Here is a 17,891-nt window from a genome sequence, read left to right on the forward strand (position 1 = left end):
GTGTCTTCCTACATGAGTGAATATGTCAAACAGCACTATGTGCCACAATTCTACTTTAGGAATTTTGCTAACGATGAGAGGGTTTGCACCTACAATCTCGGAAACGAAGAATCATATCAACCAACCCCAATCAAAAATATCTGCTATGAGAATAATTTCTATGGGTCAAAAAAATTAGAGAAAGATCTCTCAAAGTTAGAAAGCGAATTAGCATCTATAATCCACGATATTGTGGACTCTAAGTCACTGAAACCAATTGAAGGAGATCAAGAGGCGCGATATTTACTCGACTTTTTCATATCCCATACACATGGACGGACAAAAGCTGCTAAAATTGAATCAGAAGACTTCTCTCAAGAATTCTTAGAGATGGCGGCCGAGTTTGGAGTTAGGTCTGGAAAATTAGAGGACAAGCATCTTGAAATGGTGAAAGATGGAGAAATAAAGCTTGAAGGACCACATCATGCGAACAGACAATTCGTATCCTCATATGGCCCATTACATTTTCTAAATATGAATCGCATTCTAATTTACAATGCTACCAATAAAGATTTCATAACATCTGATCACCCGATTGTATTGGATAATCCCAGATTCAAGAATGAAATAAGCGTTGGGACTACAGGATATGCATCCAGAGGATTACAAATATTTTGCCCTCTTTCCCCCAATGCCTGCTTATTCTTATTTGATCCTATTGTCTACGGAATCGAATCAAATTCAAAATATACGACAATAGTAAAGGATACCAACACAGTAGAAGACATAAACAAACTGCAATTAATTAATTGTCTTGAAAATACCTATTTTAGAGAAGAGGCTGACGGGGAATGGATAGATAAGCTATATCAAGATGTGAAAAACGAACGGTCTGATGAGACAGTAAACAGGAAACAGCAAAAAATGTACGATGAAGAACGTGGAGAGGAGAGAGAGTTTGTAATAACTCACCAAACAGAATTTAAATTCACTCCAAATCTTCCTTTCGTTACGCAGAAGCCTTTGGTACCGTTCTCTCCAGTTAGAGACGAACAATTGGTTAAGAATATAAGGAAAATTAAACAGGAAGATCTAGAAGAAGCAAAACAGGAAGAAAGAGACTAAACTGCTAATTATTCGAGTTGGCGAATCGCCTCAGAAACTTGGAGTCCGTGTTGGTCTGCGATCGCGGTTGCGAGGTTCAATGCCCATTCTTCCTTCTCTGATCCCCTATGCTCTCGAGCAAGTAACGAGAGTGCATAGACAATCAGTAGGTCATCTTGAGGGTGACGCATGGCACTGATTTTGGTCCTGTATTCATTGATAAACTCTCGGAAGGACGATACCCCTGTTTCGTGTGCTTCAACTGGAGATTTTCGCGCGGAGGTGGGTATGGGGCGCTGTAATTTTTTGGCGCTGTCGCCTTGGCGACACTCCCAGGCTGGACGGTAGTCTATCCCATCGAAGGGATTACTGAGGTTCTCTCGCATGGCGTCACGGCGGCGGTCTTCGCTGGGTAGTTTTTCTCGACGGCAGCCGCGCTCGCGCTTCCCTGATACCCAATCACTTCGTCGATTCGTTCTGTAAGCTGTTTGGTCGCTCCAGGTACGCGTTGTGCCAGAACCGTCGTCCCGCTAGATTCTCGAGCGCGACGACCTCTTCAAGTTCATCCGGGACGCTTAGGACATCGACCTCGATTTCTCCGAACTCCCGTTTACTGTCACTGAGTTCTACAGTCACCTGGACCTCCCAGACTATTTAGCCGAGCGCGCCGCGAACGATTCGGAAGCCAATGCTGCCTCTACCGTAGGGATCGACATTTGGACGCTGCACTCTGGCGCGACGTACGCCCTGACCCACTCAGCTGCCGCTTTCGATCCGAACTCGATCTGCTCCGTCATCAGTAGGATAGAGTAATGTAGCGGGCGAGCCGGCAATTCTTGAGTGTCCGCAAGTGGCCGTCGTAGCCGCCGGTCGGCTCATGCTTGTCGAGTGGTGAACGCTTGAGGACATCCTCGAGGTCGGGCGTGGCGTGCCACGATTTCTGGCCGGCTGGCGTGTCGACCCAGACGACCGGCCAGCCATCGTGACGGTGCCAGCCCACGGTATCCGGTCCCCAGGCGAGTCGCATCGCCCTCGCGAAGGCGATCGCGAGGAGATTTCGATCGTGGTAGACATCGTCGAGCGGCTCTGTTGAAATCCTTAGGGAGTTACAGGTACGTCCGGTAGTGTGAGCCAATGCAGACTCTCCCGAAGTCACGATTACTCCAGTTCGTTGAGCAGGCATTTCACTTAGCGCGACGAGCTGTCGCTCGCTACTCATCGAGGTTCTCGAAACGCCGATACACACTTCACCAGCACATCGTCTTGCTCTGTCTCAAGGTACGGAAGAATACGACGTACCGCGAGCTGCTTGACGAGCTTATCGAGATGCCCCGGATTCGGAATGCCATCGATCTTGAGGAACTACCATCACCTTCGACGTTATGTAAGGCGTTCAATCGGCTCGATATGGCGGTTTGGCGTGTCCTGCTCAACCTCTCGATCACGCTTCTCCCGACCAACGGTGTCGTCGGGATCGACGCCTCCGGGTTCGACCGCAGTCACGCCTCAAAACACTACACAAAGCGAACGAAATTGACGATTCAGCAGTTGAAAGTCACACTGCTCGTGGACACGAGAGCAAATGCTATCCTCGATCTCCACGTGACGACGACCAGAAAACATGACTCGCAGATCGCGCCGTCACTCATCAAGCGAAACGCCGGTGAGGTAGCGATTCTCCTCGGTGACAAGGGATATGACGACCAGAAGATTCGGTCGTTAGCCCGTGATGAGGATCTTCGTCCGCTTATCAAACATCGGGAGTTCTCGTCACTTCACAAGGCGTGGAATGCTCGGCTGGATGCTGATCTCTACGGTCAGCGCAGTCAGAACGAGGCAGTGAACTCTCGTCTAAAACGGAAATATGGCGCATTCGTCCGCTCACGACATTGGTGGAAGCAGTTCCGTGAACTCGTGGTCGGCTGTCTCACTCACAACCTCGACAAAGCACTCTGAACGTTGGATTTCAACAAAGCCGTATGAATCTATTCTGCAGTGAACGTGTCACACCCGTCGTCGCTCCCACTTTGCCAAATGATCAAATTGTCACCGGTGTACTCGCCGATCACATCATAACAATTGTCATCGTCAAAGGTCGCAGACTCCGTAATTTCAGTCCCTTCAACTGTAATTTCGATAGTTATATTACCTCGTTCGTCCGGAATCTCGTCAGTCAGCTCAATAGACGAATCGTTCTCTTCGGCGGTAATCAGATGAGTTTCGTCATACACTATCTCGCCATTGACCCGAATAGTTAGCGAAAACTCGTGAGCACTTGAATCATCGTTCTCAAGCCGGATACGAGCAATCTGTGCGCTTGCGGTGTTGAGCGCCGAACAGCCCGAGAGAGCCACGATTGCTCCAGTCGTGAGGAACATTCGTCGAGAGGGCACAATCAGGATGTATCGCTGTTTTCTGATAGTCCTTCTGATGCGAGTGTTATTTGAATGTGGCTCTGCTGAACTCCTCAGAGATCACTGTATCGTCTATTTCACCGAGAATAGTGTATGAGTAATAGGATTTCAACAGAGCCAGAATATCATAATCGTGCTCGCCAGGATGTGCTACGAGAGGATCTCCTACCATCGATTCCACCATGAGGCTCTCATGAACAAGCGTTTCTGGAAACAAGTCTATCGTTATGACACTTCAAACCATAGGCTTCTCTGGTGGAACTCGCGCCACCACAATAGCTGCCAAAGTGGTAAGATTGTAAGTCATCTTACCATCGGGTTAGACTAAGTAAAGGTTATAACATTCCGATTAAGTGAAGTGAATATCTGATGTCTCGAAAACGAATCGGGCAGAATACGGGGAACTCTGGTCGGATAAATCTCTCCGGCCTCGAGTTGGAACAATTCGATGCTAATGTCGGGGATACGGTCAAAGTCGACATTGCCGAGTCCAAGAGCATTGCTCATGCAATGGTCGACAATAGCAACTATGAGGAATTCGTGATCGTATCAAAACCTGAATCCGAGGGAGGAAATCGATGAGTAGTCCCGAGTACACAGCACTATTTGATGCCTGTACGCCCCGAGAAGACGTTCTCGAGGGGACTCTTCAGGAAGATCAGTTCGCAGCAAGTCTCGCAACCGTTGCACATTCGCCGGAGGACGCACCGCCGGTCTACAAGGACCCGTCTCTGTTCTTCGAGATGACGTATCCTACGGACGGGCTGCGCACTCTACTCAGTAATCTCACTGGACGGTTTCTTGAGGGTGGAGGATACGAGGGCCGGTATAATAGCAGCATCCTTTGTCTCGATACTCGTTTCGGCGGTGGGAAAACACACGACCTGATCGCGTCACACCATCTCGCGACGGACCCCACATCTATCGGAGATCTCGGACGACATCTTCTCGCAGACGACGAGGATCTCGTAGACGACTATCACGACGCCGTTGATGACGGGCTGACTGTTGATTCCGCTGTCTTTGTCGGCGGTCACGTCGACGCTCGAAATGCTAGGAGTGATCGATCGGATCCAAACGCTCCGAATACGCGGACGATGTGGGGCGAAATCGCATACCAGCTGTACGGCCTCGAAGGATACGAGCACCTCAAGGAGTACGATCAGGAACAGCAGGCACCCGGTGGAAACACACTCAAGGATCTCTTCGAACACGGTGATGGGCCGGCGCTGATTCTAATCGACGAGATCGCTGCGTATCTCGAGGCCGCGTCGGGAGTCGAAGTCGGTGACGCGACCCTCGCGAGCCAGACGCTCAGTTTCGTTCTCTCGCTTCTCGAGACGGCGTCCGAGGTCGACAACGTGACGGTCGTCTACAGTATCGCCGATACCGCCTTCGAAGAGGAGGCAGAGGAGGTCCGTACTCTTGTCGACGAACTCAACCAGATCGGTCGTCGTCAGCACAAGACGATCACGCCGACCGACGAGAGCGAGGTCGGGCAGGTTCTTCAGCATCGACTCTTCGAGGAGATAGACGAGGAGGCAGCGGAATTGATCGCTCAGGACTACTTCCAGTTCTATACGGAGAGTGATCGGCAGTTCCCGCAAGAAGCGACTGAAGCGAGCTATGTCGATCGGCTCACCAGAGAGTATCCGTTCCATCCAACAGTTTTGGACACACTGACCGAGAAGATCGACACGATTCCGCGGTTCCAGCGAACCCGCGGCGCGCTGAAGTTGTTGGCGCGAGCGGTCTACTACCTCTGGAACAATCAGCCGGAGCGCTACGATCGCCATTTCGTTCGGTTGTACGATCTCACGCCGTCCGACGACGATCCAGGCGGGAGTATCGATTCAACCCTCCACGAAACCCTCTTCGAGTTCGTCGACCTCAGTGCAGCCGTCTCTGCCGACATTTACAGCGAAGACGGTACTGCGCACGCACAACTCGAGGACCGAAAATGGACCGAGAAGGGAATCCCACCGCTCGGGAGCCACCTGACGACGTCGGTGCTATGGCACAGCCTCGCGTACGGTGAGCAAGCGACTGGGTTGACACGAGCGGAGCTCAACGCGACACTGGGACACCTGGATATTCGGTTCGACAACTACGACTCCGCACTCGAGGCGCTGGCCGGCGGCGACATGACCGTTGCGTGCTACTACCTCTACGATGAGGAACGAGTGCGGTTCAAGTCCGATCCGAACCTTATCCGGATTATTGACCAGCGTGTGGACAACACGCCGGACCCGCAGGCGCGATCGCGATTCGAGTCTCGGCTCGAGACCGAAGTCGGAACCGGTGGCTTCGAGACAGTTGTCTTCCCAGAGTCTCCAGCTGATCTCCCGGACAAAGTATCGAAGCCACAGCTCGCCGTCATGCATATAGACACTGCACCGGTGTCCGACGGCGGTGAGGAGACGCCGGAGAAGATCCAGACACTGTACGAGAAATCTGCATCCAAGCACGGTGGACAGGTCCAGAGCCGAGTCTACAAGAACTACGTCCTCTTCCTTGCACCAGACGAGGAGCGGATCAAGAGCGGGATCCAGGAAGCCCGCCAGCTTGAGGCGATCGAGGCTCTTCTCGACGACTCTCAACAGACCGCAGACCTATCGAACGAGCAGATCGAGGAACTTCGAGAGCGTCGTGATCAGACCCACGGACTACTCGGCGAACTCGTTCGGGGTGTCTATCGGCACCTCTACTATGTCGATCGAGATGGACTGACCCACATCACGATCAACGCGACCGAGGCCAACGGCGGGACGACACTCGTCAATGCGGTCGAGGAGACGCTCGAGGATCGCCTGATTCGAGCGGACGCAAGCGCGAAGGGGACGGCGTTCTTCAAACAGAAGCTCTGGCAGCGGACCCAGGACAGCATGACGACCCAACAGCTGGTCACTCAGTTCGCGAAGAAGCCGGGCCTCCCCTATCTCTTAAATACGAAACCGCTGCGAAAGACGGTCGAACGAATGGTCGATGACTCTGGGTACGTCTACTGGGACGGCGAAAGCGAGACCGTCTATTGGGACGGCGACGAAGACGCACAGCCGAACAACTGGGACGAGGATGTACCGCTCGTCGAGTCTCCCGATGTTCGGACGTCTATTCAGGACTCGGACGTAAAGATCGGCGACGAGTATGTCGTCTATACGGATATCGAAGCGTTCCTCGAGGTGCATGGCGACTCGATCGAGATTCCCGAACCGGTAGAGCCGAAGGACGACGATGACGAGTCGGATGATGGACCCGAGTCGACGACTGGTGGCTCGACGGGACCGGATTCGGAGCAGGTCGTGCTCGGTACCGACGACGAGCGAGTGAAGCCTTCCGAGTGGGACCACGCGACGAGTCTGATGGCCGCCTCTCGAGCGTTCAAGGAAGTCCGCGGCGAGGCAATTTCGGCGGCCACGTCGGACGGCGACGCCGGCGTATCGCAGGTCACGGTCGAGGTTGGCGGCGAAGACCAACTCTCGAAGGGCTCGTTCATTGCCCAACAGAGTGCGCTCAAGAACCGGGCCGATCACGTCTCGGTTCGGATGCAGTACGAGACGGTGTCGGACTCCAACGCGACGTACGAGGCGACGTTCCGTGGCGGTCTCGAGGAGTTCTCTCGCGTGACGAACCAGCCGGATCCGTTCGGCGACACGGTCAGGATCGATCTGAAGGTCCGGGTTGACCTGCCGGAACCGGAACCGATCACGGACGATGAGGACGATCTGCTGGCGGAACTCGAGGACGCCCTCGGACAGACGAACATCGACGTGAAGGTACAGGCTCGAGGACCGACTGAGATTGCGCTAGAGGCCAAACAATGACGTCGCAGTCGCGGCCGGAGTCCGCGCTGTCGGCTCGAGAGCAGCCCGGAGTCAGCGGTCTCGGTAGTAGTGTCTACGGCGGCCGTCCGAACTTCGCACTCGTTCGAGATGGCGGCCCCGATGGTGGTACGCTGACGCTATACGAGTTGCTGCCTGCGGACCAGGCAACGGCCCGGCGGGAGCGACTCGAACGCTCGAATCCGAATCGACAACTCGTGGCTGACTTGTTCGAGGACGTATTCGGCGAGTCGGATAGCCTCGAGGTCGATCACTGGGACTGGGACGAGTGGACGGCGGTGAAGACCAGACGTCTGTCCGGCAGTAGACTACGGTCGATCCTACCGCTGGTTCGCGAGACGCTCGACGGTGCTGGAATCGACGACTCGAGTGTGACGGGTTCCGGGCAGGGAGAAGTCTTCCTCCCTGAGACGGCCGGGGTTCGGCTCGCGTTGGGTTTTGTCGGCGTCAAGCCGATCCAGCGCGTTGACCGGATGCGAGCGTTCTGTCGGGGTATCGTGCGGATGAGTGACGAGGAGTGTTACTACTGGCACGCGAAGTGTCGATCTCCCTCGAGTCCAAACGGAAAGAAAGCACTGCGGATGCTGCTAACTGATCACATCTAATTATGAGTGAACAACCAATTCAGGATCCAGTTGAGGAATCATTGAAACCACTCGCCATCGAAGGAAAATTGCCACTGAAAGCGGTCGGAATTGAGAACCTTCGAGAGGCGAACCCACAGTATCTCCCACCTCATCGGTATCTGCATCCATGGTTCGCTAGGCGTCCAACGCCAGCATCTCGCTTGGCAATCCTAGCCTCAGTGCTTCCGAAGGACACTGACTCGGATGATTTACTGCGGTGGATGCAAATCGGTCCAAACCGTGAGATCGAGGGCAGTCTGAGCGAATATGTCGAACGGAAGAAGGCAACCGAGGACGAACGAAGTGGGAATCTAGAGAGTCACTATGGCTATCCTCGTCCATTTACGGAGTCCCCGAGTGATTCGGAACGATCGGAGATTCATGAACTTCTTAAGGATCATTGGGATGGCGAACTACCATCCACTCTAGATCCGACAGCTGGTGGTGGGGTAATCCCCTATGAGTCCCTTCGATACGGGCTTCCGACGAATGCAAACGAGTTGAATCCAGTTCCGTCGCTTATTCTGAAGGTGATGTTGGAGTATGCGGCTGATGTCGGGGACATTGAATCTACAGTCAAGAACTGGGCTGAGCAAATTAATGATCGCGCAGCACCACGTATTCAAGAGTATTTCCCCCGCAGTCGTGACGATCGAACACCCGATAACTACGTTTGTACGTATCACATTTCGTGCCACTCCTGTGGGACGGAGATTCCGTTGGTTCCGAAATGGTGGATCCGGACCCGCAGTGACGGGATCCGCGTTGTGTCACGACCAAAAGTAGCAGATGATGGATCCATTGATTACGAAGTTATTGTCAACCCGGACGAAGGGGATCTGAATGGGTTTGATCCCGATAACGGACCGGTTTCACGTGGAGGGGATGCAGAGTGTCTAAATTGCGGGGTCGTAACAGAAGATGATGAGGTCCGCGAACGATTCGAAGAAGGCGAGTTCGATTACGGAATTTACTGCGTTCGCTATCTAGATCGAGATGGGAGTCATGGATTCCGCTCTCCGACTGAAGACGATTGGCAAGCATTGGACGCTGCCCGTGAACGTATTAACTCGGATTTCGAACTCTCTACGTTCTTATCTACTCCTATCCCGGAGGGTAACAAAACCACGGAACCACGGAATTTCGGCATTAACGAGTGGCGGGAACTCTTTTCACCGCGCCAACTTGTCTGTAACTACGAGTATGTAGACGCGATCAACCACTTCAAGCCACAAATCTACGAAGAGCACGACCAAAAGACGGCTGAAGCAATTCTTACCTTACTGACCCTCTCGTTCAGCAAATTGATTGATAGGAACATTAGGCTAGCTGATTGGGATACAACAAAAGGGTATCCAAATCCGATGTTCAAAGGGAAAAATTTCGCCTTCAAGAGAGTGTTTGTTGAGAACAACATTTCAGTTGGCGGCCTCGATTTCCTTTCTAACTTGGATAAAATATATGGCTCCTATAATGAGCTCGTCGGATACCTTCCCGAGGATTCAAACTCAGCTACAGTCACAGTCGGTGACGCTGCAGAATTACCACAGGAAGAGAATAGCATCAATGCGGCCGTTATTGATCCTCCTTACTACAGCAGTATCATGTACGCAGAACTATCCGACGTGTTCTACGTCTGGATGAGGGAAATTCTCGACGATGTGTTCCCCGATATCTTCGATCAACAACTGACGGATAAGGAGAATGAAGCGGTAGCGAATCCCGATCGGTTCGAATCTATTGCAAGCGATGGATCATCAAAACGAGAGCTTGCCAATAATTCGTATGAGCAGAAAATGAGTGATATTTTCTCTGAACTCTATCGCATTCTCGAGCCAGGTGGGGTGATGACAGTGATGTTTACCCATAAGGAAACCGATGCCTGGGACACCCTGACTATGTCGCTTATCAATTCTGGGTTCATCATCACCTCTACCCATCCCATTACCAGCGAAATGCCACAACGAGCCGGTATGCGAAATACTGCTTCGGCCGACAGTACGCTACTTCTGACTGGCCGCAAACCCCACGAAGATCGAGACCCAAAAAACGCTATTCCATCCCTCTGGAGCGACGTTAAATCCGATACTCGAGCAGCGGCCAAAGAAGCCGCTCGAGATCTGATCGACTCTGGACTGAGCCTCACCAAGACTGACGTTATCATCAGCGCGTTTGGTCCTACCCTTCGCGTTTTCGCCGACTCCTACCCTGTCGTTGACGACGAAGACAACGAAGTCCCCCCACGACGCGCCCTCGAGGAAGCTCGCGAGGCCGTCACCCAAGTCCTCGTCGACGAATACCTCGAGGCCGAGGGAATCGACGAACTCGACGATGTCACCGAATGGTACATCCTCTGCTGGCTCGTCCACGAGTCCGAGACGTTCTCCTACGACGAGGGCCACCAGCTCGGGCTCGGTATCGGCGTCGACATCGACGACATCAAACGTAGCACCAAGACCTGGCGCAAGAGCCGCGGCGACATCAAACTCCGCAGCCATGACGGTCGCGTCCAGAACATCAACGAGAAGCCCGAGGATCGATCGAGTCGTATCCCCGTGAACCCGGACGACCTCTCCTTCAGCCTCGCGTTGGACAAGGTCCACGCGGCGATGCACGTCTACGACGTCCAGGGCGAGAGCGCCTGCTGTGACTGGCTCCGGGAACGGAACTTCGACACCGACTCGACGTTTAAGGCCACCCTCAAGGCGCTACTTCAGGTGCTGCCCCACGACCACGATGACTGGGAACTCGCGCGGGATCTCGCTGCCGGCCGGACTCGAGACGTGCTCGATCTTGAGTTCAGTCCGAACGTTTTCGCCGACGACGGCGACGAGACTACGCAGACCGAACTCGGCGGATTTTAAAACGTTAGCCTTGTTTCCGTCTCTCTATACTAATTTAGAGAAATCGTTTTCACATCATTTAGACATCCCGTATTTTTGCTCACGATAACGGAACGCTTTCTTTCCACCTTCCAACAATGTCGTTACTTCATCGCGAATTTTGGGATCCTCAAGAGGCCCAGAGGTAAACTGAATCTCGTTCTCGTTATAATCGGCCACAATAACTTGTTCTGCATCCGTATTGACTACCAGATTCGCGTTATGGGTTGCGATAATCACCTGACGCTGCTTCTTGGCCTCTCGAAAGGTATCTTTGAGTGTTTTGTAGATGAAGCGATTGTCGAGGTTTTCTTCTGGTTGGTCTATAATAAGCGGCATAGATCCTTCCGCAAGCAGGATTTTTAGTAAGACCGTTCCCTTTTGCCCTAATGATAACCCGTCCATTTTCGTATCTTGGAAATAAATCTCCTCAGTGAGTGATAGATGAGTATTATATATAGTTTCGTCAAATTGCCTCTCATCGATATCTGAGACGAGATGTTCTCTGAGAGCTTCAATTTCATCTAAAAACGCATCTACGGAATTTTCGCGTTCAGGCGAATCCTGGTTGATCGCCTCCTCAAGATGTGAAATAGCTTTTCTGATTCGGGGGATATTGACCTTACGACCATCGAGACAATCATGTATGTGTTCATCCAATTTTGAATCTGGAGTTACTAGAGGCGAGAAGTCAACTTCATGGAGAATTGAATCCCGGTCTTCATTGAATTCATGAATTACTGAACCGTATATGCGCTTGAGTTCAACGTACTCGGCAACGTATTCCTTGAATGCCTTTCGACGTTCTTTCTTGATGCGTTGGATTTCTTCTCTATTATTTTCAAGATTACTTAATACACCACGTTTTTCTTCAAGATCGGATTTGATATCTCGTTTCTCAGTCAACATCTCAGATAACTCTTCTTCAGCATCTTCCAATTCTTCAAGCTCTGATTTGACCGACCTTTTCTTTCCTTCTAGATTTCCGATCTCTTCTTTGACTAAGCCCTTTATTTCACGTAAACTGTGTAGACTATCTTCATATTGGATAATATCTACAGACACATCGAAGTCGTAGCTATCTGCTCTCTTAGAAATCCTCTCGATGCGTTCATTAACTTCTACTAGCTCTTCTAGCTTGGTCACTACTTCAGAAATATCTGATTTAAACTGCTCACGATCTTCTATACTTTCCTCTAGTGTATCTATCTCTTTCTGGAAATCAGTAGCTGTATCGCTTTTAAGATCTTCTTTGTGAGCTTCTCGGTATTGGTTTATTTCATTTCGTTTGTCCTCTAGCTTTGTTTCTGTCGTTTTGACTTCTGATCTGGCTTCTTGGATTCGTTCAGTAATTGTCTCGGGATCATATTCATAGAGAGATCGGGTTTTTGCGTGAAGTTTCTCTTCAAGCTTATCTATCTCATCTAATTGAGAGTTGAACCGTTCCATCAGCCTTCGGTCCGATTTGCGAACACTACTTTTGATAACCTCAATTATCTGATTATGGAGCTTCTGCTTTTTCCTACAATATTCAGATATTTTTCCTTGCGGTAGATACTCTACTTGGGCAGATTCTATGATTTCTTCATCCATCAGCCGTTTATTGAATCCTTCCACATCGTCACCATCAAATCTTAGTCGTGTGAGTATTTCTGGCTCCTCACTTTCAATTCGTTGGATGAAGGAATTCTCATCTGGGCGCTTATCATTGTCTCGGAGGCAACGGTCATCAAAACAATGAGCAACTAGATCTAAGAGTGTTGTTTTTCCGGCCCCTTTTCCGCCAATAACAGTTACAAGGTTAGGGTTAAGAGGTAGATCAGTATCGGTAACTGTTAGTGAATCGTTGACCGTTCCATCACGGATTTCTACTTTTTCTGGTGTGTATCCAGGAATGTGCCCCTGAGGATCCTCTGACTGGACCTTGACTCGTTCTTTAGGTTCGTATTTGATCTGCTTTAGTCCCTCAAACGTTGGCTCTGCCTTGATCCAACAGTATCGGTCTTTATCTGGGTTACAAAGTGAAGAGAAATCATGGGCATCGGAACCGTGGATACATGGCTTGAGACTCCCAAAGGCACTTATAACTTCTTCTGGCGTGTTCGAATTATGTTCTCCTATCAGAAATTGTCGAGTTTTGTCGTTGGAACTAAAAAAGGCATCTACCTTACTGGCCAGAGTGGCTCGTAACGTTCCAGACCTAGTTTTCCATGGAATGTCATCCCAGACTGAATCATCGAGGACGACAAGATATTTACCCTCGAATATTTCCTTATTTAAGGCTTTGAAGACACTTTCTCTGTCTACATTTATTCTCTCACAACCGATCTGAAAGTCATCACCAGAACGTTCATCAAATTGCTCAAAACCATCTTTTCTCCCTAGACGCTTGATATTTTCTTTAGATAAACTAATCTTCTCTCCATCTGGTGTATGAGCGTCAACTCGATGTAGGAAATTGTTACGGATTGTTCTCGGATCCAACTCTTCACTAAAGAGAATATGTAAGTCAATACTCCTCGAACTTCCACTTTGACCCTCTTTATCTCCACGTTCTACAACGACATCATCAATCCGCAATTCGATATTTGGAAATACTAAGTCAAGATTGTTGAGTCGCCCATCATCCTTTGCTTGCCGGACTTTCTCGTATCCGTCAATACAAAAATAGTCAGTAATTCCAAGGCAGCTAACTTTTTCAATCTGAGAGAGTTCGTCGATATATTTCTCCCAAATGCTGTCATAGCTTTCCTCTGTATCCACTGAGTAATCGTTCTCGAACGATGCTGGAGAATGAATGTGAGGATCCCATCGACTCCAAGTTGCACCCTTGCTGTTGCTCATATCTCTCGGCATGCAAGTCTATTTGCATAATTGTTGCCTTTCAAAAATATCAATTTGTATTTTACTAGTTTTGAACCCCATATATTTTGTTCATTCTCTTAGATATATTCTTATAATATTATAAGTGATGCTACTCGAATGACATCCATTCGTGTCTCCGACGAGTCTTTCCGGTCAAGACTGGCAAAATATCTACGAAAGCCAGCCCAGTAACGGGGGAACGTATCTCGTTAACGACTTCTACGTCCCGGCTCTGGAGCAAAGCGTCCGCTACGACCGCATCGCCGGCTACTTCTCGAGTAGCGCGCTCGCGGTCGCCTCCCGTGGGATCGAGGCCCTCCTCGAGAACGACGGGGAGATGCGCCTCGTCGTCGGTGCCGAACTGTACGAAACCGATCGGCCGGTTCTTGAGGCACTTACCGACGAACTCGAGGAATCGCTCGACGATCTCGACGACGAACGATTGAACGCACAACTCGCGCTGCTCGCCCGACTGCTTCGCGAAGATCGACTCCACATCAAGGTCGCCGTGCCTCGCGAGGGCAACTGGCGGATCTTCCATCCGAAGATGGGCATCTTCCACGACGCGGACGACAACGCGCTGTCGTTCGAGGGGAGCGTCAACGAAACCATCGGCGGCTGGAAACGCAACTACGAGCGGTTCAAGGTCCACTGTTCGTGGATCGAGGAGCAGCGGTCATACGTCGACGGCGACATCGACACGTTCGATCGACTCTGGTCGAACGAACACCCCTACGTCGAAGTGTACGATCTGCCCGAAGCGATCGAGAAGGAACTCATCGACTGGAAGGATCCTGACTCGGAAACCGAACTCGAGGAAGCGATCCAGATCGCTCGCGGCGAAGCACCACCGACCGAGCGCGATAAAGCGAATATCGTCGGTGACGGTCACCTTTCGCCAGGTGGTCTGGCACTCGCTGAGGAAGCGAGTACGATCGAGCCGTGGCCACACCAGCGAGTCGTCTCCGATACGCTCGTCAGCACCTATCCGAACAGCTTTCTCCTCTGTGACGAGGTTGGACTCGGGAAAACCATCGAAGCGGGCCTCACTCTCTCCCGGCTTGGTATCACCGACGAACTCGAGACGGGACTATTGCTCGTTCCAGCGAGCCTCACCATCCAGTGGCAGGAGGAACTCTGGGAGAAGTTCAATCTGAACGCGTACCGTTACGATCGGGGCAGTAACTACGAGTACGCATTCATTGATGCATTCGGTCGTGAACACTCACCACCACCTGTCTCTGATATCGATCCCGACTCGCACGAACAGGCATGGGCCGACAGTCCTATCTGGCGGTTCCTCCACGAGCGCCAGACTGACGATACCATCGATGGGCCGACCATCGTCGTGATGTCCTGGCATACGGCTCGAATGTCCGACCGCTGGGAACAGATCGCACCAGAGAGCAGTGACCGGGTCCGGACACGCGACGACGTTCCGGCGAGTTGCCGTGGCCGATCGTTGGCGGATCGAGAGGGGGTCTGGGACGCCGTTATCGTCGACGAAGCCCACAACGCTCGGAAAGGGAGTAACTTCTACTCGCTACTCGAACAACTCCGTGAGCACACCCAGACGTACTACCTGTTGACTGCGACGCCGATGCAGCTCCACGCTGGCGAGCTCTACGATCTCATGTCGTTGCTCGACCTGCCTGGTGAGTGGGACAACAAAGACGAGTTCACCAAATTCTTCGAAACCCGACAGGCACTCTCACAGGCGCTCAAGTCGGAATTAAGGGCCGATAGTACGCCAACCGATGACTCGTGGTCGGCGCAGGCAACACTCACAGAAGGACGCTACCAGGACCGACTGCCGGGCGAACGGAGTCTTTCCGACCGAGTTTTCGACGCCGTCGCCAATGAACTGGACGTGGGCGACGAGCAGCATGCTCGTTCCATCGCGAAGCAACGGGTTCTCCGAGCCTGTGACCTTGCTGGCGATTACGGTGAGCACTACGACGGATACATCGAGACATTCGAGGCCGCTATCGACGAATACGATATCGATCCGTTCGACGCAAAGGAGGACGAGAAGTTGAAGTACCTCCTGTATCCGGAGTGGAAGGCCGACGAGGAATGGCTGATGTTTTCGCGGAACGACCGGCTCAACGCGTTAGACGAACTCACTGAAGCGGGCTGGCAGGTCGTCCAGGACGTTCTGTCCGCTTCGACGCCGGTGGACGCGCTCATTCATCGTAACACCCGACCGACGCTCCGCAAATACGAACAGGTCGATCTACTCGATGAGACCGTCCCAGACCGCGACCCTGAGCAGCGCAAGATCGAACTGACCGAGGAGACGCGCCACGTCTACGACCGGATTGACGATTTCACTCGGAAGTTCTACAAACTCGCCCAGCAATCGAGTGAGGCCGAATCACGCGCTATCGGGTTCGTGATGACCACGTACCGTCAGCGGCTGACGAGCAGTGTCTACGCGATTTCGCAGAGCCTTCAAGCCCGACTCCAGAAGCTCCGAAGCCAACGGGTCGTACTCAAAGGAAAACAGCGAGCAGCGGACCGCAAATCTCGTAGCTCCGAACAGGTCGTTCTCGAAACGCTCTCCGAATACGATCTCGAGGACATCGACGCGCTGGATGAACTTGAGGACGACCTCGAAGATCAAAATCTTGCTGAAGTCGTTCCGAACGTCACAGACGAAGGGATCCACCTCTTAGAAGAAGAAATCGAGGAACTGGAGTCGTTCGTCGGTGAACTTGAACGAATTGATCAAGACCCGAAAATCAGCCAACTAAGGGACGATCTCGACGAATTAGATAAAGACGGCCACAATCGAACTATCGTCTTTACGCAGTACACGGACACGATGGACTTCATTCGAGAAAGCCTCGTGTCTATCTACGGTGAGACGATCGCGACGTACTCCGGACGCGGCGGTGAGCTGTACGATCCCGAGGCTGACGAGTGGACGACGGTTGGCAAGGAACGAGTAAAGCGAGAATTCTCGACGGATTCGGGCAGCGTCGGTATTCTCATCTGTACCGACTCAGCTAGCGAGGGTCTGAACCTCCAGGAATGTGGCGCACTGATCAATTACGATCTGCCATGGAATCCGATGCGAGTCGAACAGCGAATCGGTCGTATCGATCGTATCGGCCAGCAACACGACGAGATCACGATCTTGAACTACAGCTACGAGGATACGGTCGAGACGGACATCTACGAACGACTCGACGATCGCATCAACCTCTTCGAGAACGTCGTCGGAGAGATGCAACCCGTCCTTTCCGGCGTCAGTCAACAGATTCGAGCAGCGACCCTCGAGGCCGAAGGAGACAACAGCTCTGAAGTCGTCGAAAAGGCTGATCGAGAGTTTTCGGAACAAATCGAGGATCAAGAGAACGCCGATCGCGTAGACGTCGGGGAATCACTGGAATCCGTGGAGACACCTATTCGGCAAGAAATCATCGATGAGGCGAAACTCGACGCCTGGCAGTCTTACATCCATCCAGATCTGATCGATGTTGGTGAGACAGACTACAGCTACACAGAGCCGTTCGAAACGTCGGGTCTCGAAGTCATGTTGGTCGGAAACGAAACCCTCGCAGAGGAAGGGGTCACGTTTACCCCAATTAGTGAACTCGATATCGACCTAGTGGAGAGCGAATATGCCGATGCTGTCGACTTTGAGGATACGATCTACCGCCTCACTTACAGTGGGCTCAACGTCCCAGAGTCTGAGGATGAACACACACTCGCTGAAATCATTTCCTCCGGCGAGGATGCTATTTCAGTGACGTTTTCGGCAGAGTGTGCCGATGAGTTCTCATCGGTCCACTATCTCGCACCAGGGAATCCGTTGCTTAGACAACTCATCGAAGTGATTCGAGAACAGAGTGAGAATCCAGCCTGGCTTTCGAAGCGAGCGGAGGATCGTGACGAGTCTCGCACCCGGCCGGTTGTTTGTGGGTGGGGGCGAGATGGTAACCTCGCATCGCTTTGTGAAAATGGTGCTATCGAAGAAGACGGATCGATGAGGTCCCTGACTGCTTGGAAAGAGTCTTTTCTGACAAACAGGGAGCGGACCGATCTATCCTAAATCGGGTACCGAGTCGTCTCTATTTCCACTCCAACGAGACGGAGGCGTAGCGATTGGTTTGCTATTTTGGACTTGGCCATACGTCCTAAGGGGGAGCCGGACGCACTGCGTCTGGTTTC

The 17,891-nt window shown here is 51.8% G+C and carries 10 protein-coding genes and 1 pseudogene; 7 read left to right on the forward strand and 4 right to left on the reverse strand.

The annotated features are described in order from the left end of the window. The first annotated feature begins 12 nt into the window (after nt 1-12). Nucleotides 13-1,104, forward strand: coding sequence for a DUF4238 domain-containing protein (locus ACFR99_RS12775; protein WP_390287949.1), 1,092 nt, complete (start codon nt 13-15; stop codon nt 1,102-1,104). Nucleotides 1,105-1,620: 516 nt separating this feature from the next. Next, a pseudogene (locus ACFR99_RS12780) lies at nt 1,621-1,839 on the forward strand (hypothetical protein); the annotation flags it as partial. Nucleotides 1,840-1,879: 40 nt separating this feature from the next. Here ACFR99_RS12780 and ACFR99_RS12785 read toward each other — a convergent pair. Beyond that, nucleotides 1,880-2,218: a hypothetical protein gene (locus ACFR99_RS12785; protein WP_390287951.1), complete on the reverse strand. Its 339-nt coding sequence runs from the start codon at nt 2,216-2,218 to the stop codon at nt 1,880-1,882. On the opposite strand from ACFR99_RS12785, the gene ACFR99_RS12790 reads away from it, so the two are divergent. Next, a complete protein-coding gene (locus ACFR99_RS12790) occupies nt 2,218-3,039 on the forward strand; it encodes an IS5 family transposase (protein ID WP_390287953.1) in 822 nt (273 codons plus the stop codon). The genes ACFR99_RS12785 and ACFR99_RS12790 overlap by 1 nt on opposite strands. Nucleotides 3,040-3,068: 29 nt before the next feature. Here the strand turns inward: ACFR99_RS12790 and ACFR99_RS12795 are convergent, their stop codons facing one another. Both ACFR99_RS12795 and ACFR99_RS12800 read right to left on the reverse strand, forming a co-directional pair. Beyond that, on the reverse strand, nt 3,069-3,461 hold the full coding sequence (locus tag ACFR99_RS12795; RefSeq protein WP_390287955.1) for a hypothetical protein: 393 nt from the start codon (nt 3,459-3,461) through the stop codon (nt 3,069-3,071). 61 nt (nt 3,462-3,522) lie between these two features. After that, nucleotides 3,523-3,669, reverse strand: coding sequence for a hypothetical protein (locus tag ACFR99_RS12800; protein ID WP_390287956.1), 147 nt, complete (start codon nt 3,667-3,669; stop codon nt 3,523-3,525). A 406-nt stretch (nt 3,670-4,075) separates the two neighbouring features. On the opposite strand from ACFR99_RS12800, the gene ACFR99_RS12805 reads away from it, so the two are divergent. Genes ACFR99_RS12805 through ACFR99_RS12815 form a run of 3 tightly spaced genes read left to right on the forward strand, consistent with a single transcriptional unit; the run spans nt 4,076 to nt 10,829 of the window. Continuing rightward, a complete protein-coding gene (locus tag ACFR99_RS12805) occupies nt 4,076-7,321 on the forward strand; it encodes an ATP-binding protein (RefSeq protein WP_417398437.1) in 3,246 nt (1,081 codons plus the stop codon). Further along, on the forward strand, nt 7,318-7,944 hold the full coding sequence (locus ACFR99_RS12810; protein ID WP_390287957.1) for a DUF7680 family protein: 627 nt from the start codon (nt 7,318-7,320) through the stop codon (nt 7,942-7,944). The genes ACFR99_RS12805 and ACFR99_RS12810 overlap by 4 nt, the downstream gene beginning before the upstream one ends. A 2-nt stretch (nt 7,945-7,946) precedes the next feature. Continuing rightward, the gene (locus ACFR99_RS12815; RefSeq protein ID WP_390287958.1) at nt 7,947-10,829 is read left to right on the forward strand and encodes a DUF1156 domain-containing protein; all 2,883 of its coding nucleotides are present in this window, start codon (nt 7,947-7,949) and stop codon (nt 10,827-10,829) included. A 54-nt stretch (nt 10,830-10,883) separates the two neighbouring features. Here the strand turns inward: ACFR99_RS12815 and ACFR99_RS12820 are convergent, their stop codons facing one another. Then, the gene (locus ACFR99_RS12820) at nt 10,884-13,691 is read right to left on the reverse strand and encodes a TrlF family AAA-like ATPase (RefSeq protein WP_390287959.1); all 2,808 of its coding nucleotides are present in this window, start codon (nt 13,689-13,691) and stop codon (nt 10,884-10,886) included. A gap of 358 nt (nt 13,692-14,049) precedes the next feature. Between ACFR99_RS12820 and ACFR99_RS12825 the strand changes: the two genes are divergently transcribed. Then, complete coding sequence (locus tag ACFR99_RS12825) at nt 14,050-17,772, forward strand: DEAD/DEAH box helicase (RefSeq protein WP_390288035.1); 3,723 nt, start codon at nt 14,050-14,052, stop codon at nt 17,770-17,772. Nucleotides 17,773-17,891 lie beyond the last annotated feature (119 nt).

Origin of the sequence: Haloarchaeobius amylolyticus (assembly GCF_042678045.1) — an archaeon.
Lineage (GTDB): Archaea > Halobacteriota > Halobacteria > Halobacteriales > Natrialbaceae > Natrinema > Natrinema amylolyticus_A.

What these genes read in the sequence shown, in the direction of transcription:
- ACFR99_RS12820 (WP_390287959.1), bottom strand. Translation starts at nt 13,691, where the DNA reads ATGAGCAACAGCAAGGGTGCAACTTGGAGTCGATGGGATCCTCACATT.
- ACFR99_RS12825 (WP_390288035.1), top strand. Translation starts at nt 14,050, where the DNA reads ATGCGCCTCGTCGTCGGTGCCGAACTGTACGAAACCGATCGGCCGGTT.
- ACFR99_RS12795 (WP_390287955.1), bottom strand. Translation starts at nt 3,461, where the DNA reads ATGTTCCTCACGACTGGAGCAATCGTGGCTCTCTCGGGCTGTTCGGCG.
- ACFR99_RS12800 (WP_390287956.1), bottom strand. Translation starts at nt 3,669, where the DNA reads ATGGTAGGAGATCCTCTCGTAGCACATCCTGGCGAGCACGATTATGAT.
- ACFR99_RS12815 (WP_390287958.1), top strand. Translation starts at nt 7,947, where the DNA reads ATGAGTGAACAACCAATTCAGGATCCAGTTGAGGAATCATTGAAACCA.
- ACFR99_RS12790 (WP_390287953.1), top strand. Translation starts at nt 2,218, where the DNA reads ATGCAGACTCTCCCGAAGTCACGATTACTCCAGTTCGTTGAGCAGGCA.
- ACFR99_RS12810 (WP_390287957.1), top strand. Translation starts at nt 7,318, where the DNA reads ATGACGTCGCAGTCGCGGCCGGAGTCCGCGCTGTCGGCTCGAGAGCAG.
- ACFR99_RS12805 (WP_417398437.1), top strand. Translation starts at nt 4,076, where the DNA reads ATGAGTAGTCCCGAGTACACAGCACTATTTGATGCCTGTACGCCCCGA.
- ACFR99_RS12775 (WP_390287949.1), top strand. Translation starts at nt 13, where the DNA reads ATGAGTGAATATGTCAAACAGCACTATGTGCCACAATTCTACTTTAGG.